Source organism: Eudoraea sp., from assembly GCF_049669105.1.
GTDB lineage: Bacteria > Bacteroidota > Bacteroidia > Flavobacteriales > Flavobacteriaceae > Eudoraea.
In genome coordinates, this window is record NZ_JBATKE010000246.1 from 1 (window position 1) to 25,757 (window position 25,757).

The 25,757-nt window shown below is 36.7% G+C and carries 23 protein-coding genes; 7 read left to right on the forward strand and 16 right to left on the reverse strand.

What is annotated here, in order from left to right:
• A partial coding sequence (locus WBM60_RS17300) for a TonB-dependent receptor plug domain-containing protein (protein WP_424283408.1) occupies positions 1-865 on the reverse strand: 865 nt, incomplete at its 3' end.
• A gap of 228 nt (positions 866-1,093) precedes the next feature.
• Here WBM60_RS17300 and guaB point away from each other — a divergent pair.
• A complete protein-coding gene (gene guaB / locus WBM60_RS17305; RefSeq protein ID WP_424263752.1) occupies positions 1,094-2,566 on the forward strand; it encodes an IMP dehydrogenase in 1,473 nt (490 codons plus the stop codon).
• Between the two features lies 1 nt (position 2,567).
• Here the strand turns inward: guaB and WBM60_RS17310 are convergent, their stop codons facing one another.
• The gene (locus tag WBM60_RS17310; RefSeq protein WP_424263750.1) at positions 2,568-3,101 is read right to left on the reverse strand and encodes a thioredoxin family protein; all 534 of its coding nucleotides are present in this window, start codon (positions 3,099-3,101) and stop codon (positions 2,568-2,570) included.
• 61 nt (positions 3,102-3,162) lie between these two features.
• Positions 3,163-4,404 (reverse strand): diaminopimelate decarboxylase, encoded by a 1,242-nt coding sequence (gene lysA / locus WBM60_RS17315; protein WP_424263748.1) that lies wholly within the window; start codon positions 4,402-4,404, stop codon positions 3,163-3,165.
• Positions 4,405-4,569: 165 nt separating this feature from the next.
• On the opposite strand from lysA, the gene WBM60_RS17320 reads away from it, so the two are divergent.
• The 3 genes from WBM60_RS17320 to WBM60_RS17330 all read left to right on the forward strand — a co-directional run bounded on the left by WBM60_RS17320 (position 4,570) and on the right by WBM60_RS17330 (position 7,089).
• Positions 4,570-5,208: an LON peptidase substrate-binding domain-containing protein gene (locus WBM60_RS17320; RefSeq protein WP_424276841.1), complete on the forward strand. Its 639-nt coding sequence runs from the start codon at positions 4,570-4,572 to the stop codon at positions 5,206-5,208.
• A 157-nt stretch (positions 5,209-5,365) separates the two neighbouring features.
• Positions 5,366-6,565 (forward strand): ADP-forming succinate--CoA ligase subunit beta, encoded by a 1,200-nt coding sequence (sucC, locus tag WBM60_RS17325; protein ID WP_424263744.1) that lies wholly within the window; start codon positions 5,366-5,368, stop codon positions 6,563-6,565.
• Between the two features lie 188 nt (positions 6,566-6,753).
• Positions 6,754-7,089: a hypothetical protein gene (locus tag WBM60_RS17330; protein WP_424263742.1), complete on the forward strand. Its 336-nt coding sequence runs from the start codon at positions 6,754-6,756 to the stop codon at positions 7,087-7,089.
• A gap of 33 nt (positions 7,090-7,122) precedes the next feature.
• Here WBM60_RS17330 and WBM60_RS17335 read toward each other — a convergent pair whose 3' ends face one another.
• Complete coding sequence (locus tag WBM60_RS17335) at positions 7,123-7,473, reverse strand: DUF1456 family protein (protein ID WP_424263740.1); 351 nt, start codon at positions 7,471-7,473, stop codon at positions 7,123-7,125.
• Between the two features lie 142 nt (positions 7,474-7,615).
• On the opposite strand from WBM60_RS17335, the gene WBM60_RS17340 reads away from it, so the two are divergent.
• Together WBM60_RS17340 and WBM60_RS17345 are read left to right on the forward strand one after the other, a co-directional pair.
• Positions 7,616-8,017 carry a TerB family tellurite resistance protein gene (locus WBM60_RS17340; RefSeq protein WP_424263738.1) on the forward strand — a complete coding sequence of 134 codons (402 nt, stop codon included), beginning with the start codon at positions 7,616-7,618 and terminating at the stop codon, positions 8,015-8,017.
• Between the two features lie 223 nt (positions 8,018-8,240).
• On the forward strand, positions 8,241-8,693 hold the full coding sequence (locus WBM60_RS17345; RefSeq protein WP_424263736.1) for an Hsp20/alpha crystallin family protein: 453 nt from the start codon (positions 8,241-8,243) through the stop codon (positions 8,691-8,693).
• A gap of 101 nt (positions 8,694-8,794) precedes the next feature.
• Here the strand turns inward: WBM60_RS17345 and uvrB are convergent, their stop codons facing one another.
• The 6 genes from uvrB to WBM60_RS17375 all read right to left on the reverse strand — a co-directional run bounded on the left by uvrB (position 8,795) and on the right by WBM60_RS17375 (position 18,623).
• The gene (gene uvrB, locus WBM60_RS17350; RefSeq protein ID WP_424277901.1) at positions 8,795-10,783 is read right to left on the reverse strand and encodes an excinuclease ABC subunit UvrB; all 1,989 of its coding nucleotides are present in this window, start codon (positions 10,781-10,783) and stop codon (positions 8,795-8,797) included.
• A 58-nt stretch (positions 10,784-10,841) separates the two neighbouring features.
• A complete protein-coding gene (locus tag WBM60_RS17355) occupies positions 10,842-12,335 on the reverse strand; it encodes a T9SS type B sorting domain-containing protein (RefSeq protein WP_424277605.1) in 1,494 nt (497 codons plus the stop codon).
• 5 nt (positions 12,336-12,340) lie between these two features.
• Entirely contained in the window at positions 12,341-14,008 is a 1,668-nt protein-coding gene (locus WBM60_RS17360; protein WP_424283409.1) for a T9SS type B sorting domain-containing protein, read from the reverse strand.
• Between the two features lie 131 nt (positions 14,009-14,139).
• Positions 14,140-16,839, reverse strand: a complete 2,700-nt coding sequence (locus WBM60_RS17365) for a T9SS type B sorting domain-containing protein (RefSeq protein ID WP_424283410.1) — start codon at positions 16,837-16,839, stop codon at positions 14,140-14,142.
• Positions 16,840-16,865: 26 nt separating this feature from the next.
• Entirely contained in the window at positions 16,866-17,699 is an 834-nt protein-coding gene (locus WBM60_RS17370) for an ABC transporter permease (RefSeq protein ID WP_424259987.1), read from the reverse strand.
• 21 nt (positions 17,700-17,720) lie between these two features.
• On the reverse strand, positions 17,721-18,623 hold the full coding sequence (locus WBM60_RS17375) for an ABC transporter ATP-binding protein (protein ID WP_424259990.1): 903 nt from the start codon (positions 18,621-18,623) through the stop codon (positions 17,721-17,723).
• An 88-nt stretch (positions 18,624-18,711) separates the two neighbouring features.
• On the opposite strand from WBM60_RS17375, the gene WBM60_RS17380 reads away from it, so the two are divergent.
• The gene (locus WBM60_RS17380) at positions 18,712-19,797 is read left to right on the forward strand and encodes a hypothetical protein (protein WP_424277602.1); all 1,086 of its coding nucleotides are present in this window, start codon (positions 18,712-18,714) and stop codon (positions 19,795-19,797) included.
• Positions 19,798-19,800: 3 nt separating this feature from the next.
• Here WBM60_RS17380 and WBM60_RS17385 read toward each other — a convergent pair whose 3' ends face one another.
• The 6 genes from WBM60_RS17385 to WBM60_RS17410 form a co-directional block, all read right to left on the reverse strand.
• On the reverse strand, positions 19,801-20,859 hold the full coding sequence (locus tag WBM60_RS17385) for a nucleoid-associated protein (RefSeq protein WP_424279168.1): 1,059 nt from the start codon (positions 20,857-20,859) through the stop codon (positions 19,801-19,803).
• Between the two features lie 109 nt (positions 20,860-20,968).
• A complete protein-coding gene (locus tag WBM60_RS17390) occupies positions 20,969-21,463 on the reverse strand; it encodes an IS1096 element passenger TnpR family protein (RefSeq protein ID WP_424259792.1) in 495 nt (164 codons plus the stop codon).
• Positions 21,464-21,491: 28 nt separating this feature from the next.
• Entirely contained in the window at positions 21,492-22,526 is a 1,035-nt protein-coding gene (locus WBM60_RS17395) for a COX15/CtaA family protein (RefSeq protein ID WP_424277904.1), read from the reverse strand.
• A gap of 156 nt (positions 22,527-22,682) precedes the next feature.
• A complete protein-coding gene (locus WBM60_RS17400; RefSeq protein ID WP_424263302.1) occupies positions 22,683-24,107 on the reverse strand; it encodes a CCA tRNA nucleotidyltransferase in 1,425 nt (474 codons plus the stop codon).
• A gap of 76 nt (positions 24,108-24,183) precedes the next feature.
• A complete protein-coding gene (locus WBM60_RS17405) occupies positions 24,184-24,747 on the reverse strand; it encodes an L-threonylcarbamoyladenylate synthase (RefSeq protein WP_424283411.1) in 564 nt (187 codons plus the stop codon).
• Positions 24,748-24,797: 50 nt separating this feature from the next.
• A complete protein-coding gene (locus WBM60_RS17410) occupies positions 24,798-25,739 on the reverse strand; it encodes a glycosyltransferase family 2 protein (protein WP_424283412.1) in 942 nt (313 codons plus the stop codon).
• Between the last annotated feature and the right edge of the window lie 18 nt (positions 25,740-25,757).

Below are 25,757 nucleotides of genomic sequence, written 5' to 3' on the forward strand. Positions count from 1 at the left end.
TTTCATCTTCCTGAGACCCCGCATATCTCCTAAATGGCGTATTTTCAAAATCATTATCTGTAAGGCCAACATAAGTTTCATTGGATTCCTCATCAGAATATTGAAATTTCAGGTCCAGAATATGCTTTACTTTGGCCTCGGGGGCAGAATTTAATCTAAATTTTGCAACAAGATCATTTTTGTCAAAACCTGTATTTCCGCCATTATCCAAATCTTTGAAACCATCAGAATTGAAGTTCAAATATTCAATGCTATATCCAAAATGCTTTTTGGAATCCCCTAATTTTACATGTAATTCTCCGCTGTTATAACTACCATAACTGGCCAGCAGTGAGGCTTGAAAAGTATTGGGAATTGTTGAAGAAATCATATTTATGGCTCCACCGGTAGTAAAAGGGCCGTATTGAACCTGGCTACTTCCCTTAAGAATTTCTACGGCCTGCATCCGGGCAACTGATGGGAAATAATAAGCAGCCGGAGCACTGTAGGGTGCAGGAGCAATTAGCACACCATCTTCCATCAAAGTAATCTTTGCACTCCTTTCCGGAGAGGTACCCCTAAGACTAATATTGGGACGTAAGCCAAAGCCGTCTTCTTCAACAAGGGTTACTCCTGGTACAGATCGCAATACCCGATTAATATCTGTATAGTTATACTTAAGTAATTCAGGTTGTGCGACATAGTAGGCAGAGCCAGTTCTGTTCTTCGCCTGGAATTTACTTCCCAGGATGACATTGGCAGATAATACTACTTCCTCCAGTTTTATAAGGTTAGAATCCTGGACTTTAGTAATGAGGCGGGTTGATTGTCCATAGGAAAAATTCAAAACAAAACCGGTTACGAGAAAGACAAAAAAAGACTTCATTTAATTTAGACTAATTATAAATAGAGTTAAATGTAGGTGTCAAAATTAGAAACTAAATTTAAAATAAAAAAGCTTATTTAGATTAAATAAAAATAAAATTATTCAATTTTTTCATTTTGAGAGGGTTGCGTCTTACAAAGAAAAAAGGTCTGCGGATAAAATGATATTGTCCAAAAAAATCTTCTGGTAAAAAAGTGTATATTTGCACGCAATTAATCCTTAATTGCCATGGAAGCTCACCTTAACAAAATTCTCGGAGAAGGCCTCACATACGATGATGTCCTATTAGTACCTGCTTATTCCGAAATACTCCCCAGAGAAGTAAGTATTCAGACAAAGTTTACCAGGAACATTACTATAAATATTCCTATTGTTTCGGCGGCTATGGATACAGTTACTGAATCACAAATGGCCATTGCTATGGCCCGGGAAGGGGGTATTGGTGTATTACATAAGAATATGTCAATTGAGCAACAGGCAATAAAAGTCCGAAAAGTAAAAAGAGCTGAAAGCGGGATGATTTTGGATCCTGTGACATTACATCTTGATGCATTGGTCGGCGATGCCAAAGCAAATATGCGGGAACATAGTATAGGAGGTATTCCTATTGTTGATGAAAATCAAAAGCTTATCGGTATTGTAACCAATAGAGACCTTAGGTTTGAAAAGGACAATAGCCGTCCTATTTCTGAGGTAATGACTAAATCCAATCTTATTACAGTCGCAGAAGGGACTTCCCTGGAGCAGGCTGAGGGTATACTTCAGACCAATAAAATTGAAAAACTTCCGGTTGTAGATAGTACAAATAAACTTGTTGGACTTATCACATTCCGAGATATTACAAAGCTAACCCAAAAGCCAATATCAAATAAAGATAAATATGGAAGGCTAAGAGTGGCAGCGGCTATAGGTGTAACTCCCGATGCCTTGAAAAGGACAGAAGCCTTGGTAGTAGCCGGGGTTGATGCGGTTGTAATTGATACAGCCCACGGCCATACAAAGGGTGTAGTTAATATACTTAAGGAAGTAAAGAAAAAATTCCCGGAGCTGGATGTTATAGTAGGCAATATTGCCACAGCAGATGCTGCGAAATATCTGGTAGAGGCGGGAGCTGATGCGGTTAAAGTGGGGATAGGCCCTGGGTCAATTTGCACGACAAGAGTAGTGGCTGGTGTCGGATTTCCGCAATTCTCAGCGGTATTGGAAGTTGCTGCAGCTATTAAGGGCAGTGGGATTCCTGTAATTGCCGATGGTGGAATACGTTATACGGGAGATATCCCTAAAGCCATTGCGGCAGGAGCAGATTGCGTTATGCTGGGATCTTTGTTAGCTGGAACAAAAGAATCTCCGGGAGAGACAATAATCTACGAAGGTCGAAAATTTAAGTCTTACAGAGGAATGGGATCTGTGGAGGCCATGAAGGAGGGAAGTAAGGACCGTTATTTCCAGGACGTGGAAGATGATATCAATAAATTGGTACCTGAAGGCATTGTAGGTCGCGTTCCTTATAAAGGAGAGCTATATGAAAGTATACATCAATTTGTTGGAGGTCTCAGGGCTGGTATGGGTTATTGCGGTTCCAAAGATATTGCCACTTTAAAAGAAATAGGAAAATTTATAAAGATTACTGCCAGCGGTATTAATGAAGGCCATCCTCATGATGTAACAATTACCAAGGAATCTCCCAACTACAGCAGGTAATTTATTTTACATTACCACTATAGGTTTTCCAGTCTTTTTCCAAGTAGATATTATCTCCAAAGTATCGGGCAATATTTAAAAAAGGATCTGGTTTTTGATATCCGGGTACTGGTGAGAGCATATTGAGTTGCTCGTCCATAAATACAACGGTTGGGTAGCTCAAACGACCTTGCAACAATGCCGCAGCTAATTCATGGTAACCTCTTTTACCTGATGGAACATATTTATACGTCTTGCCTTTAAAATCAATAGGTTCTTTCCCTTCTCCATCCATTTTAACCATATAAAAGTTATTGGTCATATATTCTGCCACTTCCGCATTTTGAAAAGTATCCTTATCCATTTTTTTACACCAGCCGCACCAATCGGTATAGACATCAATAAATATTTTCTTTGGATTCTTGTCTGTTGCCGCCAGGGCTGTAGCTTCATTCCAGCTAAGCCAATTGACTTCCTGAGCATTTGACGTAAAGGTTAAAAAACCAATAATGACTACAAGTATAGTTTTAGAAATTGCCGGGGACTTAATTTTCATAAGATTTGATTTGAGTTATTAGTCCAATTACTGTACCAAAACTAACGAAAATTTAGCTGCTTTATTTTACCGAGGCTTTTTGATTCTTCTTGGCGAACAAATCTTTTACATCAATTTGGTTTCTGATGAGATCATCAAATGATTCTCTTTCCCGTATAAGTACAGATTTACCCTCGTACCATAGGACTTCAGGCGGCCTGTATCTGGAATTATAATTACTGGCCATAGTAAAGCAATAAGCCCCTGCATTTTTAAAACAAAGGATATCACCTTCAGAAATTTCATTGATTCTCCTGTTATTTGCAAAAGTATCGGTTTCACAGATATAACCAACTACGGAATAATAGCGTTCCCTTCCTTCCGGATTAGAGATGTTAAAAATTTGATGATTGGCACCATATAACATGGGCCGAATTAAATGGTTAAAGCCCGAATCTACACTGGCAAAAACAGTAGATGTAGTCTGTTTTACAACATTTACTTTTGCAAGAAAGTAACCGGCTTCACTAACAAGAAATTTTCCTGGTTCAAATGCCAAAGTCAGTTCTTTTCCATACTCTGCACAAAACTCATTGAACCTGCTACTTAATTTTTCGCCCAATTCCTCAATATTGGTCTCTATATCTCCATCTTTATAAGGAACTTTAAATCCACTCCCAAAATCTATAAACTCCAGTTCTCTAAAATTTTTGGCAGTTTCAAAGAGAATTTCAGAGGCATATAAAAACACATCAATATCCAAAATGTCACTCCCGGTATGCATATGTATGCCATTAATTTTCATTTTGGTTAATTCAACAATTCTCAATAAATGAGGAATTTGATGGATGCTAACACCAAATTTTGAATCAATGTGGCCTACGGATATATTAGAATTGCCACCAGCCATTACATGTGGGTTTATTCTAATACATACAGGTATATCGGGGTGTGTGCTCCCAAATTGCTCCAGGATAGAAAGATTGTCAATATTTATTCGTACACCTAAAGCCGCAGCTTCTTCTATTTCTTCTAAAGAGACGCCGTTGGGTGTAAAAATGATTGATTCAGGTTTAAAACCTGCAAGAAGACCTAGTTTTACTTCTTGTATTGATACGGTGTCTAAACCACTTCCAAGGTCATTCATTAACCTCAGAATTGTGAGATTAGAAAGTGCTTTAGCCGCGAAATTTAATTTTAAATTTTTAACCGTTTTAAAGGCGTTGGTCAGCCTGTTGAACTGAGATTTTATCTTTTCAGCGTCGTAAACATATACAGGATTTCCGAATTCTTTCGTAATGTTTAATAGATCGGTGTACTTCATCTTTAACCTAACTTTTAAACAAAACTAAAATACTTGGAGATGTTACGCAAAATAAAACGCAGAATAATTATAAATAAAACAAATAGTTACAAATATAACAATCTAAATTAATGTGCCATTTGCGACTATGTAGTTCACTTTGTATTTTTAGAAAAAATATTTAATATGAAACTTCCCTTTTTTCCTTTGCAATCTGTTTTCTTTCCTGGTGAAAAGGTGCCTTTACACATTTTTGAAGAAAGGTATAAACAACTTATCCAGGATTGTCGGAGAGAGGCTATTACTTTTGGCATACCGGTGTATATAAATGACAATATTGCTTATGGAACGGAGGTGCAGTTGATGGAAGTTGTAAATACCTATGACAGTGGAGCTATGGATGTAGTATGTGTTGCGAGACAAATATTTAGGGTGATTACCTTTGAAAACACTCTGGAAAATAGGTTATATGCGGGTGGTGAAGTACAATTCATTGATAATATTAATGATAGTGAATTATCAGCGAAACAAGAAGTGTTTCAAAAACTTAAAGAGTTATATCAACTAATGGAAGTTCCTTTTGCACCCATTGAAATAGAAATGTTTAATAGCTATACCCTTGCCCACAAAATGGGCCTTTCATTTGAACAGGAATACCAGCTATTACAGTTAGCAAGTGAAAAGGAACGTTTACAATTTATAATGAATCATTTATTGACAACCATTCAGGTTCTAAATGAAGTTAATCGAACTAAGGTACTTATAGAATTGAATGGTCATTTCAGAAATTTTGATCCATTAGATTTTAAAGCTTTTAAGATTTAGGAATAAATACTGATTATTCGTCTGTTTGTTTTCCTTTTAATAGAAACCTATTCCAAAGTTTGTGGATTCTTAAAAAGATTAAACCCTATTTATCGTTTTATTAGGGTAAATGCAGTCCGTTTCCTATTTTTGCTTCTTAACGAACACAAATTGTAATATGAATCTTCACGAATACCAGGGAAAAGAAATTTTAGCAAGTTTTGGAGTACGAATCCAGCGGGGTCTTGTCGCCCACAGCCCACAGGAAGCCGTAGATGCAGCAAAACAACTTACACGGGAAACCGGAACTAAATGGTTTGTGATAAAAGCACAAGTGCATGCAGGAGGAAGAGGTAAAGGAGGAGGTGTAAAGCTGGCTAAAAATTTAACAGAAGTAGAGGAGATAGCAGGTAATATTATAGGAATGAATTTGATTACTCCTCAAACTTCAGCAGAGGGTAAAAAAGTACATCAGGTACTAATTGCGGAAGATGTATATTATCCGGGAGAAAGTGAAACCAGTGAGTTTTATATGTCTGTTTTACTGAATAGGGCTAGTGGAAGAAATATGATAATGTACTCAACAGAAGGGGGTATGGATATTGAAGAAGTAGCGGATAAAACCCCACATCTTATTTTTACAGAGGAAATTGATCCGGCGGTGGGATTATTGCCATTCCAGGCCAGAAAAATTGCTTTCAACCTCGGTTTATCCGGAATTGCTTTTAAAGAAATGACCAAATTTGTAACTGCACTTTACAAGGCATATGATCAAAGTGATTCTAATTTGTTTGAAATAAATCCGGTACTTAAGACTTCTGATAATTTGATAATGGCTGTTGATGCGAAGGTTTCTATAGATGATAATTCACTTTACAGAAGAAAGCAATATGCTGAAATGAGGGATTTACGTGAAGAAAGCCCTATTGAAGTTGAAGCACGTGCTGTAGGATTGAATTACGTGGATCTTGATGGAAACGTAGGATGTATGGTTAATGGAGCCGGATTGGCAATGGCTACCATGGACCTGATCAAAATGGCTGGTGGTGAACCGGCTAATTTTCTGGATGTTGGTGGTACTGCCGATGCAAAAAGGGTGGAAGAAGCTTTTCGTATTATATTAAAAGATACTGCGGTGAAGGCTATCCTTATAAATATTTTTGGTGGTATCGTAAGATGCGACCGGGTAGCGCAGGGGGTCGTGGATGCATATAAAAATATGGGAGATGCTATTAAAATTCCTATTATTGTTAGATTGCAAGGCACTAATGCCGAATTGGCCAAGGAGATAATTGATAATTCCGGATTGGCCGTACATTCAGCTGTTCAATTCCAGGAAGCCGCAGATAAAGTAAAAGAGGTTTTGGCGGATATATAGGTTAACTAAGATTCTATAATTAAGGGCGGTGTTATAAACATTGCCCTTTTTTATTTGGGAATAATTCTTTAATCGGAATGAAAATTCTTTATTAAAAAAATGTTAAAAAAGTTTAATATCTGTAACATATTTAATCTGGGGCCGTCTATTAATACATATTCATCAATTAATCATTAAACAAACAAATCATGAGAAAATTCAGTTTAATTTTAGTGGCTGCAGCGCTGCTTGTATCAGGAAGTATTTTTGCAAATGACTCGAACACAAAAGATCCTCAAAAAAGTCTGGCGACCCAAATCGGGGAACTTTTAAAAGAAAACCAATTAGTAGTTGAGAATTATGAATTGACAGCTGAAGTCCTTTTTACTGTAAATAGTGAAGCGGAAATTGTTGTCATTTCGGTAGATACAGGGGATTTAGATTTGGAATCATTTGTCAAAGGCAAACTGAATTACAAAAAAGTTCAATTGGAAGAAGTAGTAGTAGGAAGAATGTATAGACTGCCTGTGCGCATTAAAGCATAATGAAGTTAAGTGAAAAAAAAGTCCTGAAGGAATTCAGGACTTTTTTTTGTTTTTGTATTTGACATAACTAAGATCCGGTTTTTTCTTTGGTTTTTCGTATTTCCTTGCAGGAGTACTTACCGGGGTTTTAGTTTGCTTTAATACTTCTTTTGGGATTTTTGGATTTTCTTTTGTGCCTCTTAAATGAATAACTAAACCATTGAGGAAATTACGTAATACCTGATCGCCGCATTCACGGTATTTAGGATGCCCTTCTTTTCGGCAAAAGGCACCGATTTCACTTTTTGAAATTCTAAAATCAACTAATTCAAGAATTTCAACAATTTCATCATCCCGAAGCATTAATGCCACCCGAAGTTTTTTTAATATATCATTATTGGTCATATCAAGCATTTTATGCAAGTTATTATAAATAAACCAAGCTATTGGTGTTTTTAGGTCATTTTGGGCTGTTTTTTATACGAAATTAGGCGTTTTGGTGTTATACTTATGAGTAAATTTAAGGGAGGGATTAACAAATATGGCAATGAGTACTTATAAAGAAAAACTTAGCATCTTATCCGAAATGATTGCTTTTGCAAAGGCAGATCAAGCTTTAAAAGATACTGAATATAATTTCCTATTCGGTGTCGCCGTTAGTTTAGGTATTGATAAGGAAATATTTGATTCACTACTCGACAAACAGGTAAAAATAATCGTACCTAAAACACAGGCCGATCGTATTCTGCAATTCCATAGACTGGTACTCCTAATGAATATTGACCAGGAACGAAATAAAATTGAAATTGGTAAATTACACAATATTGGATTGGGTATGGGTTTGCCTCCATCTGCTATAGAACAGGTTCTTACTGTTATGCACGATTATCCTGATATGATAATACCCCCTGAAGTGCTTATTAATATTTTTAAAGCACATTACAACTAATTTCAAGCATCAATATTCCATTATACTCTTTCTTCTCAGTAGTTAGTCCATGGTTTTCAAAAATCATAATAGCGACTAAAATATGTTCCTTTGTGATTAAGTAATTGCGCCATAATGGCACTAAGAGAACCTATTAATAAGCCAAAAAGGCAGTTAATTAAGCTTGGTATATGATTTGACTATTGTTAGACAGGTATATAAGTTTAATTAAAAATATAACACCATGAGTATAGTTAAAAGAAATAATTTGGTTTTTCCAGCCCTAATGAATGAAATCCTTAAACCAGATTGGTTTGGTGGATTGGAAAATTATAAGGACACATTTCCTCCAGTATATAAGGACACATTTCCACCGGTAAACATTCTGGAGAATGAAACAAGTTTTGAATTGGAGTTATCAGTTCCTGGAAGAAAAAAAGAAGATTTCAATATCGAGATTGATGAGCAGGTTTTGACAATTACCAGTGAAACTAAAAAAGAAGAAGAAGTTAAAGACGCGAGATACACTCGGAAGGAATTTTCTTATTCTTCATTTAAAAGATCGTTTACGCTTCCAGAAACAGTTAGTGAGGAGGGTATTAAAGCTTCCTACGAAAATGGGATTTTAAGATTCAGCCTACCTAAGAAAGAAGAAGCGCTACCTAAACCCAAAAGATTAATTGAGATTGGGAAATAAGTATAAGAATTACTATGTGGTGCCCTTTTAAGAGCATTCATAATGGTTGGTTTGTTTTAGTTGGTTAAGAAGAGCGTCTTGTTTATTCAGGGCGCTCTTTTTTAGCTCTGGTGCTGTAGCATTTTTATTTCATCTCTGAGTTTCGCAGCATGCATAAAATCCAATTCCTTTGCTGCTTTTTCCATTGCTTTTCTCTTGTCGCGGATAAGCTTTTCCCTTTGCTCTTTCGTAATATATTGTAAGTCAGGTTCGGCAGCTCTAATTTCTTCTTTGATAAAGTGGTAGGTGGAAACAGAATTTTTGGCTAGTGCATTGTCCAGACTTTTGTTAAGTGCCTTGGGAATAATATTATTTGAAATATTATACGCTGTTTGTTTTTCCCTTCGGTAATTCGTCTCATCAATAGTTTTCTGCATGCTTGCTGTAATTCTGTCGGCGTACATTATTGCTTTACCGTTTAAATGACGAGCTGCTCTTCCTACAGTTTGAGTTAATGATCGGTTACTTCTCAGAAATCCTTCTTTGTCTGCATCCAATATAGCCACAAGCGATACCTCTGGCAAGTCCAACCCTTCTCTTAATAAATTAACTCCAATTAAGACGTCGAATATACCTTTTCGTAAATCCTGCATTATTTCAACCCTTTCCAAAGTGTCCACGTCACTATGTATATATCTACATCGAACATTGATCCTTGTAAGGTATTTAGCGAGCTCCTCCGCCATTCTTTTGGTAAGAGTGGTTACAAGGGTGCGTTCGTCTAATTCTACCCGTTGTTGTATTTCCTCTACCAGATCATCAATTTGATTTAAACTTGGCCGGATATCTATTTCCGGATCTAAAAGACCCGTAGGACGTATTACCTGTTCCACAAAAACACCCTGACTATTCTGCAATTCGTAATCTGCGGGGGTAGCACTAGCATAGATTACCTGATTCTGAAGGGCTTCAAATTCTTCAAATTTTAAAGGACGGTTATCCATAGCCGCCGGTAAACGAAATCCATACTCCACAAGATTTTCTTTTCTAGACCTGTCGCCACCATACATTGCGTGCACCTGAGGTATAGTAACATGACTTTCGTCAACAACCATTAAGTAGTCATCCGGGAAATAGTCCAGCAAACAGAATGGCCTGGTCCCAGGTTCGCGACCATCCAGATACCTCGAATAATTTTCGATACCTGAGCAGTAACCTAATTCACGAATCATTTCTAAATCAAAATTGGTGCGCTCTTCCAGTCGTTTGGCTTCAAGAGGTTTAGAAATACTTTTAAAGTATTCCACCTGATTTACAAGATCTTCCTGTATCTGATGTATGGCCCCCTGAAGGATATCGGGAGAGGTCACAAACATATTCGCAGGATATATGTTTAGGTTTTCATATCGCTCCAATGCCTTATTCTTATAAGGATCAAATGCTTCAATTTCTTCTATCTCATCCCCAAAGAAATGGATTCTGTAGGCGTGATCAGCATAGCTTGGAAATACATCTACGACATCCCCTTTTACTCTGAAATTCCCATTTCGGAAATCTGCTGTCGTTCTTGAATAAAGACTCTGTACAAGTTGATGAAGGAACTTGGTTCGGGAAATAACCTGATCTTTCTGCACGGAGATTACATTTTTTTGAAACTCCACCGGGTTACCGATACCGTATAAACAGGAAACTGAAGCCACTACAATAACATCTCTTCTTCCGGATAATAGAGACGATGTGGCACTTAGTCGCAGTTTCTCTATGTCCTCATTTATCGAAAGATCTTTTTCAATATATAATCCCGAGGTAGGAATATAAGCTTCGGGCTGATAGTAATCATAATAGGAGACAAAATATTCTACGGCATTTTCAGGAAAAAACTGTTTGAATTCAGAATATAGTTGGGCCGCCAATGTTTTATTATGAGCCAAAACCAGTGTTGGCCGCTGTACTTCTTCAATTACCTTGGCCACAGTAAACGTTTTACCGGATCCGGTAACTCCCAATAATGTCTGATAACGTTCACCAGATTCTATACCTTCTGTCAGCTGTTTAATTGCTTCAGGCTGATCTCCTGTTGGATCAAATTCAGATACTACCTTAAATTTCATTTAGCAAAGTTACAAAAGGGTGCATATTTTTATTAGAAGAATATTTGTTATCTATGTTTTACCTTTTTAAAGCAAAAAATCCCTTGATTTCGTTATTTAAGTTATCCCTTGCCTTAAACCAATAACTGGACGCCGGTAGTGGCTGTCCATTAAATGTGCCATCCCATCCCTTTGAAGTAGGCAAAATCTGGGTTAATAACATCCCGTATCTATCAAAAACCTGAATATAGGAAAGCTGAATTTCATTGCTTTCACGAGGGGAAATATATTGCCAAAAGTCGTTTATCCCATCCCCGTTGGGAGTGAAAAACTTTGGAAAATCATCAGGGCTTAATTCTCTTTCAATGATCCGCTCTGCAATTCCGCAACCATTCTTATCGTTGACATAAATAGTATGGGTGCCCTCAGTAATCCCGTTAAAGATGGCTCTATCCTGATATGGACCCTCAATATTGTCCAGTGCGTACTCATAATCTCCAAGTCCGCTGACTTCAATCTGAATTTGTCTTCCATCTACTTCCTGCGAGGTGCTAACCGAAGTAATCTGCGCTATTTCAGATAATACTACATTAAAATCCTTAGATGTACTGCACTCAAATGTTTCCCCTCCCTGAACAACTAAATTATATGCCTCGTAGCGATAGGGCCCTACCTCAGAAAGTGAGACTTCTGAGGATGAAGAAAGTAAAGATTCAGTACCGTCTTCATTGATTTTAAACCATCTAAAACCATCCGCGGTATCATCGCTTCTAATCAGGGTCGGGATTTCATTTTTACAGATTCCGATCTGACCTGGAAAATTGGTTTCTGGTTTTCTTGGGACAATTTCGCCACTTACAGAATCAAAATAGGCATTACAATCAACAACAGTATTCCCTGTTGTAAAACTTTCTTCTGTGCAAGATCCGGCATCCCCATTTTCATTATATGGGGTAATGGTTACAAAAACAGCACTCTCTTGTGGAAAATCATCCAAAGGATTAAAGGTTAATACATTCCCCACATCTAAATTATTCAGTAAATCGGTAGCTCCGGCCGAAGTGCCAATAGATAATCTATAGCCTGTTGCAGTTGGAGCATAGGCCCATCCGATTTCGGTCTTAACGGATACATTTCCCTGGTTATTTAAAGGTTCCTCTAATGAGGTACAGGGTGGGGGGGTGGTTACCTCTTCAGTTGTAAATGATTCACTACCACAAATTACAAGTTGTTGATTAGGGAAAAATATGCTTATAGTTACATAAATTAGAGTGTTTTCGGGGAGCCCAACTTCCGGTGTATAGCTATTAGTCTGGCCAGCTGAACGACCATTCAGAATATTCACGCGTTCAGGTAAGTCAGGGCCGGTTCCCAGTGATATCAAATATCCTACTGAGCCCGGGACAGAAGGCCATGTTATAGTCGTATTTACGGGTACTGACAAAGAGCCATTGGAAGGACTGGTTATATTGGGGCAAACCTGTCCCATGGCCAATGCTGCATGACCTATGAATAGTATACTTAGTACTAACTTTTTCATTTGATAAAAACTATCAATCGGAACATTTTTCATTACCATTATCTTTTTAATGCAAAATGTCCTTGAATTTGACCGCTGCTGTCAGAAATTGCCCGGAACCAATAATCATTAGAAGGCAAGGGTCTGCCATTAAAATTTCCATCCCAGCCATCAGAGCTTGGTTCTATTTGGGCCAGAAGTCTTCCATATCGATCAAAAATATGTATAATGTCTATAGTTATTTCACCTGTCATAAGGGTTGGAATAAACTGCCAGAAGTCATTAACCCCGTCACCGTTGGGTGTAAAGAATTTAGGAAATCCTTCCAGCGTTAAATCCTGTTCTACTCGTTCCTGAGCAATTCCGCAACCGTTTTTATCCCTCACATATACGGCAGATGAACCAACGGAAATAGTATTAAAAACATTACTATCCTGATATGGTCCGTTTATATCGTTCAATGCATATTCGTAGTCGCCAATACCACTTGCATCTACCGTAATTCTTATCTCCCCTCCTTGGTCGGTTATATTTACAGAATTAATCGTTGCTATTTCCGAAGATACCACATTAAAAAATTTGGATGAGGGACATTCAAAGGTGCCACTTGCCTGCAAAACAGTATTATAAGCTTCATAACGGTACTCACCTGTCTCTATGAGGGCTACTTCAGACGTATCTGAGATCAGGGTTTCATTCCCAAATTGATCTATCTGAAACCACCTGAAGCCATCCGCTGTATCTGTTGAGGATACTAAAAATGGCAGTTCGTCCTGACAAAAGGAAATAGTGTCGGGAAAAGATATTTCAGGATTTATGGTGATAAGTTCTCCTGTAACTGAATCAAAATAGGGGCCGCACCCTATTATCGTGGAGAAAGATTCTTGAGTGCAGCCAATAGCATCCCCAGCTGCATTAAATGGGATAATGGTTACAAAGAAAGTACGATTTGGTGCAAAATCTATCACAAAGGTTGAATTCGATGTAAATACAACATTGTCCAGTACTTCTGCTGAAAAAGGAGAACTTCCTATGGACACTCTATATCCCGCAGCTCCTGCCACGGCTGTCCATTCTATCAAAGGGGTAAGCGGCACATTTATTTCCCCATTTAAAGGGTTAACAAGAGTTGTACATCCCGGAAGACTAGCTACAGCCCCGGTAGTAAAACTTTGTTCCGGACAGGGTGAAAGATCCCCATTTTCATTAAAAGGGGTAATTTGAACAAATATCAGTGTACTTGGCGGCAGGTCCAGAATTGGATTATAAGACAAAGCATTACCGACGTCCTGATTATTTACAATATTACCCGCCCCGGAGACGGTACTCACAGAGATTCGATAGCCAGTTGCTGTAGGCGAATAATTCCATGAAATATTTGTGGCAATATTTACATTTATAGCTCCATTAACAGGGTTTGACATTGCGGTACAGGCGGGAGGATCAGTAACATCCTCAGTCCGAAAAGTTGAGCTTGGGCAGACCACATCGGCAATCGCGGGGTCAAAAAAGAAAAGTGATATGGTGACATATATCTGAGTATTCTCAGGGAAACCTAAAGGAGGTGTATAAGAATCCGTATTTCCAACATTCCTTTGATTTACAATATCCACGCCACCCGGAGTTGTTCCAATAGATATAATATAACCAGGAACGCCTACTACAGGATTCCAGGTAATGGTGGAATTTACAGGAATATTGGTGGCGTTGTTCAAGGGATATGTCAACACAGGAGAATTACATACCTGTGCCGATAAATAAAATGACCAGCATAGAAATATAAAAAAGACTGTATAATTCTGACCTATTCGCATTTTCTATTTACTATAAACAATTTCAAAACAATTTTATAATTACTTTACCTTTTTAAGGCAAAGTGGCCCTTAATTTCTCTTCCATCCAACAATTTTAGCTTAAACCAATAATCAGAGGCCGGGAGTATGCTAGAATTTGATGTGCCGTTCCAACCTTTTTCTTCAGGATTGATTTGTGTAACAATATTTCCAAAACGATCAAAAATAGCGATCAAGGCATCAGGTTGAAACTGTTCATTTATTCCTGTAATTTGCCAGTAATCATTTACTCCATCCCCGTTGGGAGTAAAAAATTTGGGATAGCCCATAACAGATATATCTTTAACCACTTCTCCACAACCATTAGTATCCCTCACTGTCAGGGTTAAAAAACCCGGCTCAATATTGTTAAAAATATTCTCTGTTTGATAGGTAATTCCGTCAAGCGAATATTCATAAATACCTTCTCCTTCCACCTCAATCTCCAAGGAATTATTATTTGAAAAATCAGTAATATTGATATTCTGTATTATGGGCTTGCCCGAAGAAATTACGGTGAATTTTGAACTATTTTCACAGCGTATTTCCGAACCTCCTCTCTCATAAATGAAAGTTGTTTCAAGAATATAATCCCCAGCTTCTGTTATGTTGACCCCTTGCTTTTCCGATATAAGTTCTTCCCGGTTGTTTATTTGCTGTGACCATCGGTAAGTACTAAAACCTTCCGGACCATTTATAAAAAGTTCCTTGCCCTCACATATTGTATATTTCTCTGTTAAGAATAGTTTGGGAGATTCAGTAACCACTAATTCTATAACATCCACCCCCAAACACTGACCGGAACTTTCCCGTAAACCGTAGATAGTCGATGTCTCGGAAATGTAAAGATTGTTTACTTCATTTTTTTCTAATGCCGCATGCTCTAGCGTTTCATAAAATCTAATTTCTTCATTTGTGTATTTTTCGGCAATAGCTTCAAGGTCAAAGCTGCTTAATAGAATATCGTCTTCCGAAATTTCGTCGCAACTGTAAAATGGGCCATATGGACTTGCCCCAATACTGACTGGGGATATTTCAAGCAGTAATTCCCCTAAGTATGTGCATCCCAGAATATTCACAGCTTTGTAATACAGCATTTGGTTAAATGCGGAAGTGTTTTGGTACCCGGTAGTATTGGGAATTCTGATGTCATTATTTCTGTTTGATATACTTTCATAGAAATAAAAAAGGATATCCGGATCAGTATTGATTTTTTCCAAATTAATAGTGGTTATACCGTCCGTTGAATTGGCAACATCAAGATCACACTTGGTTTGCGATATTATGGGGTCTGGAACAGTATGTATTTTCACCAGGGCCTCACCAAGAATAGGACATTCAGAAGGACTAGATGGTATAATATCCACACTGTAACGCCCGGAATCATCACTATCTGAATTTGTTATTTCCAAATAATAACCAGTTGCGACAACAATTGGTAATCCATTTTTAAACCAGGAATAAGTTGCCCCTGGAATTTCTTCGGCTTCCAGTCTAAAAGCTTCCCCTGCACATCTTGACAGGGTGCTGCTTCTGGTTCCATCATTGTTTAGAACCAATTGTATTTTACCAAAAAACGACTGAATAAAAGGGGGTAATCCCTGGGTAGCATTCCTTTCCAAAAAAACAGCATTATGTTCATAATTGGCAGCTGCTCCCTTTTCATCCGGATTATTGATTACACCTAAATATGGTGTACCCTGATTATAACTCTTTGCTATCGTTCGGTATATTTTTCCATTATTTGCTAATTGCAGCGCCCCGCGAAAGATTGCCCTTGAATCCAGTATTACCTCCGAAGCAGCAATATCAGGGGCATTCAAGTCAAATTGCAGTAAGTTGGATTTATGCCCTGAGTCTTGAAGATTATCATTTGAAGTATGTACATAGAGATAATCTCCTTCTGGGGAAAACTCCACTCCATAGGGAAATTGGTTTTGTTCAGATATGGTTATTTGTTGTTGATTGGTGAGTATTCCAGTTGATGCATCAAAATTATATAGATAAAGCCCATCTCTAACATTTGCACTTGCTATTTTCGTACCGTCTGCAGAAAATTTTAAATAACCTCTTGGATCAAAAATGGCTAAATTATCAAAAGCTGTTTGGACAGGGTCATTCAGCACACCAGCAGCATTTATTTCGTAGGAGTAATAGGTATTTAATGTGCCAGAACCTCCTCCGGTGGAGCCAAGTGTTAGTACCCAGACTGAATTATCTGAGCAATCCTTTAGTACGGCTGTTATTTTTTCTGAACTGTCTTTGAGTAATTTAACATTTTTCTGAATTACGGCTCCACTACCATTGTTCAGAGAAATATCAACTACGGTATAATTAAAGCCAAAATCGGGATCAATTTCAGCTATAGAAGTATCTACGGTAAATATGAAGAATTGATTTGGGTCTTCAGGTTTAGGAACGATAAGTGCGGATTGGGTGCTTGTAGGGTCCCCTAGCAGGCCTTCGCCATTTTCCATTATTTCATTCGTGCGGTCGTAAACGGTAATCCCATCAGTATAGAAAAGTAGATTACCGAACGTATCAGAAATGGCTGCACAACCTTCAAAGGTATTTAGTTTACCATTTTTAAGTGGGGTGACACTGCCGTCATTATTAAACCTTAACCCGGCTTCATTCCCAAAATACCAATTAGACGCTTCGCCCTGGCCAGAGACAAAAACGGGGCAAAGAATCAGAAAGAGCAATAATGTCCCAATCTTTTTCATAGTGTTCTTCCAAACACCACAAGATACTACAAATCCCTCTTTTTTAGTAATGCATACGATAAATAGACAAAAATGGCAGTCCAACCAATGACAATAAGTATTTCATAGAGTTGAACATGGTAGTCCAGGGCAAGTTCCTCACCAATTTGATCTGCTACTGTTTGTACTGCGCTCAATCTTGAAAAAGGCTCTTTAATCAGATTAAACATGGAATTTAATGGAAAAAAGCCCATGATAGCATCAGTAGTTTCACCATCAAATAATTTCCATCTGATCATACCCCGCACAAACCCTTCGAAAACCTGCCATAAAATTAGAAAACCTAATGCAAATGCCGAGCGTTTGACAAGAATTCCAAGAAACAGGCAAAATGAAAAGAATCCAACGAGTTTTATAAAAAATGCCAATAGGAATTCCATATCTGAAAAAATGATGGAAATTTCATTATAATCTGAATAGATAAGCCCAAGTATCATTGATACCACAAATACAAATACGGTCGAAATTAACGCAAATGAAATGACCGTAAGGAATTTTGAAAGAATGAATTCCTTTTTGGAAAGGCCATCAATCAGGTTCTGCTTTATTGTTTTGTTGCTGTATTCATTCGCCATCATAGAAACTATGACTATGGCTAAGAAAAGTTTAAAAAAAGCAGTAATAAATGTGTTGAAATGCCAGATATAGGGGAAATTAAAAATTCCCTGTTCTGCTAAATGAAATTTCACAGGTCCAATATCAAACTTTATGGCTGCTACAAGCGCAATGGAAGTAAGAAGTACAAAATAAGATATGATAAGTGCTCTACTTGCCTTATTATTCCAAAGCTTTATAAATTCTATCTGCAATAACCTTTTCATTATTATTTAGTTTTGGAGATTTTATATTTGTGAATTTTCTGTAAGTGTCAGGAATTGTTCCTCCAGGCTTTCTCTTCTTTTGACCAAATGTGAGAGGGCAATACCCTTTTTAAACAGCATACTATTTAATTCACCGGCATTCATCTCCTTTTTTAGAAAGGCGGTAATAAGTCCGTTCTCTGTTTTGATTTCGCCAAAATTTGGATGGTCCTTCAGAAAATTTATCAATACCTCGTTATTATCTGATTTTAATTCAAAGAAGCCAAAACTTGCTAACATACCGTCCACACTACCAGAATAAAGTTTTTTACCCTTTCTGAGGATGACCACATGACTACATACTTTTTCAACTTCGTCTAATAAATGTGATGCTAAAAGAATAGTCGTGCCTTGCGAAGCGATTTTTTTTATGATTTCCCGAATTTGATGAATGCCCTGAGGATCCAAACCGTTCGTTGGTTCATCTAAAATGAGAATTTCAGGATCATTTAACAAAGCAGAGGCAATAGCAAGACGTTGTTTCATCCCGAGGGAGTATGTCCTGAACTTACTGTCTTTTCTTTCCCATAATCCTACCAGTTGCAATTTGTCTTTTATTTTCTCTTCGGGGACTTCTTTAATTTTACAGACCAATTTTAAATTTTGAATTGCGGTCATATAAGGGTAGAAGTTGGGCCGCTCTATTATTGCGCCCACCTTTTTTAAGGCTTCGTGGGTTGAAGTATTTCCATCAAACCAGGAAAAACTTCCGTTTGTACTATTGACCACATTCAAAACAATTCCAAGGGTGGTTGATTTTCCACTTCCATTGGGTCCCAGAATACCATAAACATTGCCTTTTTCAATTGAAAAAGACAAATCCTGAACTGCCGTAAGGTATCCAAATTTCTTTGTAAGATTGTTAACCGTTAGAATTGTTTCCAAATTTAAAGGAGTTTTTAGGTGGTGTCTAGTATACTTGACGAAGAAATCGTTATTTTGTTACAGAAGCAATTAAAATATAATTTTACTTATGTCAGGAGAGCGATTAATGTCGAAGAAGAAACCTGCTTATCCAGTAAGCCCTAAGTTGGATGCCTATTTGGACCAGTATAACCGAAAAATTGATTTACCAATTTTTTATGAGGACTTATTGCGTTTCGCGGGTTCAGTAGTGGTGTATGATGATGATGGTAATGATACGTTATGGGTTAGAGCTTATTATTCTGATTCTGAAAGACTTGAGATTGATCAAAGTCTGAAACAGGTATACTCTATTTTACATTCTGATGGCAGTGATAGGATATTTCAATATTTGAATATTGATGCTGTTGATTATTGCACTTTTGGTAATTCCAAACCCTTTCGTATCAAGGTCAGGAATATTCTTAACGATAACTTTTTGTATTTCTATGTTAAAAAAACGGATGCATCCCGTATTTACGGCTTGGAATTGGAGCATCTGTTATCGCCATATCACTTAAATTTTCTGGTACATGAGGATACCCTGATAGAGGAGCATATTGCCGGAATTCCCGGGGATGTATTTATTAAAAACATGTTACCTAATTGTTCAGAATCTGAAAAAGCTCAGCTTGCAAAGGAGTTTGTAAAATTTAATGAACGATGTATGATCAGGCTTTTAGGGGATATGAGATCTTATAATTATGTAATTGTTCCAATGCACGATTTTGATCATGTGGTTTATAAAATAAGGGCTATTGATTTTGACCAACAGAGTTTTGAAGGTAAACTCAAGGTTTACCGACCCCAGTTTTTTAAAGAGAACTACATAATGGTTCAAATGGTTCAGAAGAAATTACAACGTGATTCTGTTGATCAATATAAGATTGAAGAGCGCTCTATCGTCGCTAAAAGAATTATCAGTTCCGGAGATCGAATTAACAGGTTGGTAAATATTTGTAAAGCTGATAACATATCACTTCCCGAAAACATTGAATCGTTAAGCAAGCAGATTTATGAACTTACATTAGATGTGAACTTTAAGAAATGCAAAACCATGGGACAACTATTGGACCTGGCCCTGGATTTTGTAAAGCGCAATTACGAGGACGTGAGTATGAAGCAAATCATTGAGAAGAAAATAAAAATACCATAAGCATTATGATTTTTGTTCTTTATTAAAATATACGAGGTAGTAATACATTTGCCGTTCCTCATCCCATCCCTTTTCTACAAATTTTTCAGCTGATTCCGGATTAATAAAATCCAATTTGATCTGAATATTCGTATCCAGTTGAATAATATTTTTCATTTTTTTACGCGAATCAGAAACAGCTTTATTTGCAATATCAAAACTGGAAATATCCTCAATACTGTATTTTGGCCCTTTCTCTGTTTTATAGTGTTTAAATTCAGGAATCAAATCAGGATTCTCCATGACCTCATTCAGGAAGTTAGTTTCTTCAAAAGCGTCATTTTTTGCAAAATGGTTTACAGCCCTGTTCATGAACATAACTTCCTGTTTTTTGTCCTCTGCAGGCAGTACGACATCTTTAGCAAAGTTTTGACAGAATTTCAGATAGTTTTTGGTGTAAAAATTATCATCTGCCAGGGCATCTACCCCAAGAAAACTCTCCAACCAGTATTTCGTATCATACCTATTGCTGTCAACAGACAATACTTTGTAACCATCGGACTTATTTACGTTAAATATCAGGCAGCCTTTATCCAGTTTATTAAGATTAATTCCCTGTTGAACAAGTAAATCCAGATTGGTTCCATTTTCCGAGAATTGCAGAAAATCCTGCTTTATTTCACTTTTAAAGATTCCGATCGCATCTGTTTTCTCATTATCGAGAAGTATATCTGTGAGATAAGTAATATAAACCTCTCCGCTTTTAATATGCGGGTGGTTGGATTGCTCATACAAATGTTTAGTCAGATTTAGCGATATTTCGTGAGATCGCTCTGGCTTTTCAAAAATTTCAGAAACAAGCTTGTAAACTTCGTTAAACTCAACATCAATCTCATGGGTAAGATGATAATAATTCTCCTCTTTTTCTCGAAAGGGTTTTAAGAAGAATTCCTTTAATAAACCATTAGTTTCATCATCCGGCATAAATGGTTTTTTGGAGAGAAATAGTGGTTCTGCTTTACTTTTATTTCCTATACGGTGCAGTGATACACCTTCAATTTGGGTAGCATAGAGATTGATCATAGTCTTTATCGGGGATTAGTCTTTTAGTTTGTTTAATGTTTTTTGTGGGGTACGGACCAGGCAGTGATGAAATAAGGATCTGCTTTTTTTTGATTAAAGTCCAGGTAGCTTAATTCCAATTTTCATCAAAATCCATATCATCATAGTTTTCCAGAGGCTCATCAAAATCAAAGGATGGATCCGATTCAAATTTCTTTTCCGGAGGAGCTTCCGGCAATTCACCAAAGCTGAATAGGACATTTGGATACGGCCTTCCATCTTCTTTTTCAACTACATCTGCCAATTCAACAAAGAATGTCCACATACTTAAAAAATCATATACATAAATGAGCTTAGGAGTTTGTTCGGTCAGAATATTCTCTAATAAAATCTCATTCATTAAGCGAACATTGGAACCATTTTCACTTGTGTCAAAAAGAGGAATTTCTTCATCCTGGTTCCACAATTCATCACAAGTGTAAAAAGAGGCCATCTCATTACCTAAAAAACCAAATGCCTGAGTAATGGTATTGTGAAAATCCTCCAATGTCACATGGTGTTCTATTTCAATATCCCTAAAGATGTCTTCTTGAGTATCCAGGATTATCCTGATTTTATAGATCATTAACTCTAATTTATGAGTAGGGGCAAAGTTACAAAGTTTTCTGACGTATTATTCCTTTAGTGGCTTCCAAAACTAAATAGAATTGTATCCCAAATAGAAATGCTGCCAAAATCAAATGCAGTGGTTGACTTGCAAACGGGAAATCGAAATAATACATTACAATCCCGGTAATTACTTCAATTAAAAGAAGACCTAAAACCCATTTGATTTTTGAATACCCCAAGCTTTTTTGAGATATAGAATATGCTAAGTAGAGATTAATTAATACTACCAAAATTGAAAAAGAGCGATGGATATAAAATTGTAATGAGGGATTAACAAGCCAAATATCTTTGGCATTTTCTCCAAATAAATCTATTTGATTGTCTACGAACTGTCTTACTTGTGTACCTAAAATAATTTGTATTAGGGTAAGGCCTAATGCGATCCATATGGTTAATGTTACCTTTTTATCATATTTCCTATTTTGGGAAATGGAATCTGTTTTATAAATGAGATAGACCAGTAAAGCTACAATGACAAGGGCCATAATCATATGCATTGTTATTTTAACAGGTTCAAGGACGGAATAAACAACCGTTGCCCCCAACCATGCCTGAAAGCCCATTCCAAATACAATAAGCCAGGAAATCAAGGTAACTTTTTTATCCTTTCGCCAAAAAGAAGTTGATGCCAGGGCTAAAAAAAGTGTTGCAATTCCGGCCAGTGCTCCAAAAAGGCGGTTTATAAATTCGACCCATGTATGAAAGGCATTAAAAACGGCATAGTCATGTCTTTGATATGGCTCCCAATTAACTTTATTGTAATTACTCCCTGTTGTAAAATCTGCTTTGGCCACCCATAGGGATTCTTCCCGAATAATTACCTGCCCTTCATTATAAGCAAACTCTGGTTGCCATTGTAACTGAGAAATATCTGTGGGGGGTATATAATAACCAAAACACTTTGGCCAATCTGGACAACCCATTCCGCTCCCCGTCATACGAACGACAGCTCCTGCTATGATTACCATATAAACCAGCACCAATGAAATTTTGGCAATTTTTCTAAAATTATTTTGCATATGAGCTTAAAATTCGAAGCAAAATTACTATTCTTTTATTCAAATACTTGCATAATTCTTTTTATGAGAAATAATAAATAGCAGTAATAAAACTAATTCGATTAAAACTAAAGTGCTTATCTGCGCTTCCATCAACTTTCCCAAAAATTTGCCCAGCTACTTTTCATGTAGCCCCAATTCTTTGCCCTTTTTGATCATAAATTTATAAGCTGGCTCATATTCATTTAAAATCTCACCTTCAAGAATTGCCTCTTTTATTGAATCTTTGATGAGGCCGATTTCTTTCGAGGGTTTAAGATTAAATGTTTTCATAATTTCTTCACCACTTATTGGGGGTTGAAAGTTTCTTAAATGATCACGTTCTTCTACCTCAAGTATTTTTTGTCTTACAACTTTAAAATTGTTTTTATACTTATTCTGTTTTTTAGGATTTTTTGTGGTAATATCTGCTTCGCAAAGGGTCATCAGATCGTCTACATTCTCCCCTGCATCAAATACCAACCTTCTAACTGCTGCATCCGTTACATTATCCTGTGAAAGAATTATAGGTCTTGAACTCATTCGTACCATTTTCTGAACAAATTTCATTTTGTCGTTTAATGGCATATGCAATCTCTTAAATAATTTAAAGACCATTTTAGAACCCACAAATTCATGTGCGTGAAAGGTCCAGCCTATCTTATTATCATACCTTTTGGTCGGGGCCTTACCTATATCGTGTAATAATGCTGCCCACCGTAACCATAAATTGTCGGTTGTCTTAGCAATATTATCAACAACTTCAAGAGTATGCCAAAAATTGTCTTTATGGCGTTGCCCCTCAATTTCTTCAATACCTTCCAAAGCAGTTAATTCGGGCAGTAAAAATGGTAATAACTCGGTGCTATGTAAAAGTTTTAGACCTATAGATGGCTGATCACATGCCAGAATTTTGTTTAGTTCATCAACAATTCGTTCTTGAGATATTATTTCTATTCGCTCCTTATTTTCTAAAATAGCTTGAAGCGATTTTAATTCGATGTTAAAACGCAGCTGAGTAGCAAAACGAATAGCTCTCATCATTCTCAAAGGATCATCAGAATAGGTTATGGAAGGAGCTAATGGTGTTCGAATTAGTTTATTTTTCAGGTCTTTAACCCCATCAAATGGATCCAGCAGTTGGCCAAAATCTGATTCATTAAGTGATATGGCCATGGTATTTATAGTAAAGTCGCGTCTTTTCTGGTCATCTAAAAGTGTTCCATCCTCGACAACGGGCTTTCGGCTATCTCTTGTATAACTTTCTGTTCTGGCACCCACAAATTCTATTTCCCAGTTATGATGTTTAATCATGGCCGTCCCAAAATTTTTGAAGACTGAAACTTTGGGTTTTCCATCAAGTTTTGAAGCTACTATTTTGGCGAGTTTTATTCCACTACCAACGGCAACAACATCTATATCTTTAGATTTATCCCTTTCCAATAGAAGATCCCTAACATAACCGCCTATAACATAACTGTTAATCGAAAGTTCTTTCGCAGAGGCTGCAATAATTTGGAAAATGGGGTCCTGTAAGCTTTTTTTATAATTTGTCAGCGTCATAATTTAGATCACTTCTGAATTGAGTTGCCAGGGTGGGTAGAAATCCGGAATAATAAAACTAGATTTTTTAATTGTTCTACTTGCGGATAATTTTCACAGTTCCATCATTACCCAATTTAATAATGGAAGAAGGTAAACTATTGGTTGTTTTAGACTCCAAATTTACCACATAGTCCACACCTTTTAAAATCAAATCACTTATTTCTGAAAACTTTCCCGGAGTAGCTTCACCGCCTATATTTGCAGATGTAGAAACAATGGGTTTTTTAAAATTTTGAATTAACCGTTGGCAGAACTGATCAGATGCTACCCGTATGGCAAGTGTGTTATCTTCGGCAATAAGATTCTGAGCCACACCTTTTGGGTTGTCGTAAATAATGGTAACCGGTCTTTCAGATAAATCCATGATATCATAAGCCGGTTCAGGAACTTTTTCTACATATTGTTCCAGCATTAACTGATTAGATACCAGACAAATCATTGTCTTTTTATCGGACCTTCTTTTGAGTTGGTATATTTTCTCTACTGCACTTTTATTTGTTGCATCACAGCCAATACCCCAAATCGTATCGGTCGGATACAGTATAATTCCTCCCTTTTTTAAAATATCTATTGCTGCCGCTATTTCTTCTTTGACCATTATTGTTTAAAATAAGATAAGGTTGTATTACGACTTAGTTCAGGTCTAACCTATGGCAAAATAGGCTGTTCTTGTTTTAACGATTTTCCAATGGGAAGCCCAATTAATATACGATAGAATAATTTAAAATATTTAGGTTTTATAATAGAAACCAAACCATAGCGCAAAATAAAAAACATCCTTAGAATTTGATAATGCAAATACCCGTAATTCTTTCTAATAACATAAAACATGGACGTTTTAAGCTCAATTTTTGTTCGAATATTCCATGTAGTTTTTTGAATACTTATTCCTTGATAGTGAAGATAGGAAGCAGAGGGAATAAAATATGTTTTTCTGTTTTTCTTCTTTAACCTATAACAGATATCACTCTCCTCAAAATACAAGAAAATAGTTGTATCAAATCCCCCTACCGAATCAAAATCCTTAGCCCTAAAGAACATATAGCTTCCATTTACATAATCAACTGTTAATGGCATTGCATACTCTTTTCGCCTATTAGGCTTCGTTCTTGGATAAACAAATTCTAGCATTTTTTTACCAAAAATTTCCCTTCCAATAGAAGTGAAATGATCAAAACTCACCTCTTTTTTTTCGTGTTCATTAAAAATCTGAGGCCCGCATACTGCCGCATCCTCCGTTTTTTCCATAAAATCAAAGCATATTTTTATTGGATCTTTTATAAGTAAAGTGTCGTTGTTTAGGAATAAGTAATAGTTGGCATTGGCAAACTGAATCCCATACATATTACCACCGCCAAAACCAGTATTTATTCTGCTTCTGTAAAGACTTATATTGGTTTTTTTCAGCTCAGAAATATGGTTTTTCAAAGCTTCATAATCTATACTGTTGGAGGCATTGTCTACAATAATAATTTCGTAGGAAATTGTACTTGTCGTATTGTCCAAAACACTTTGAATACACTGCTTGGTGTACTTGGCAGAGTTATAATTTATTATGATTATGGCTAAATCAAATTTAATATCTTTCATTCAAAGAATTATCTATTA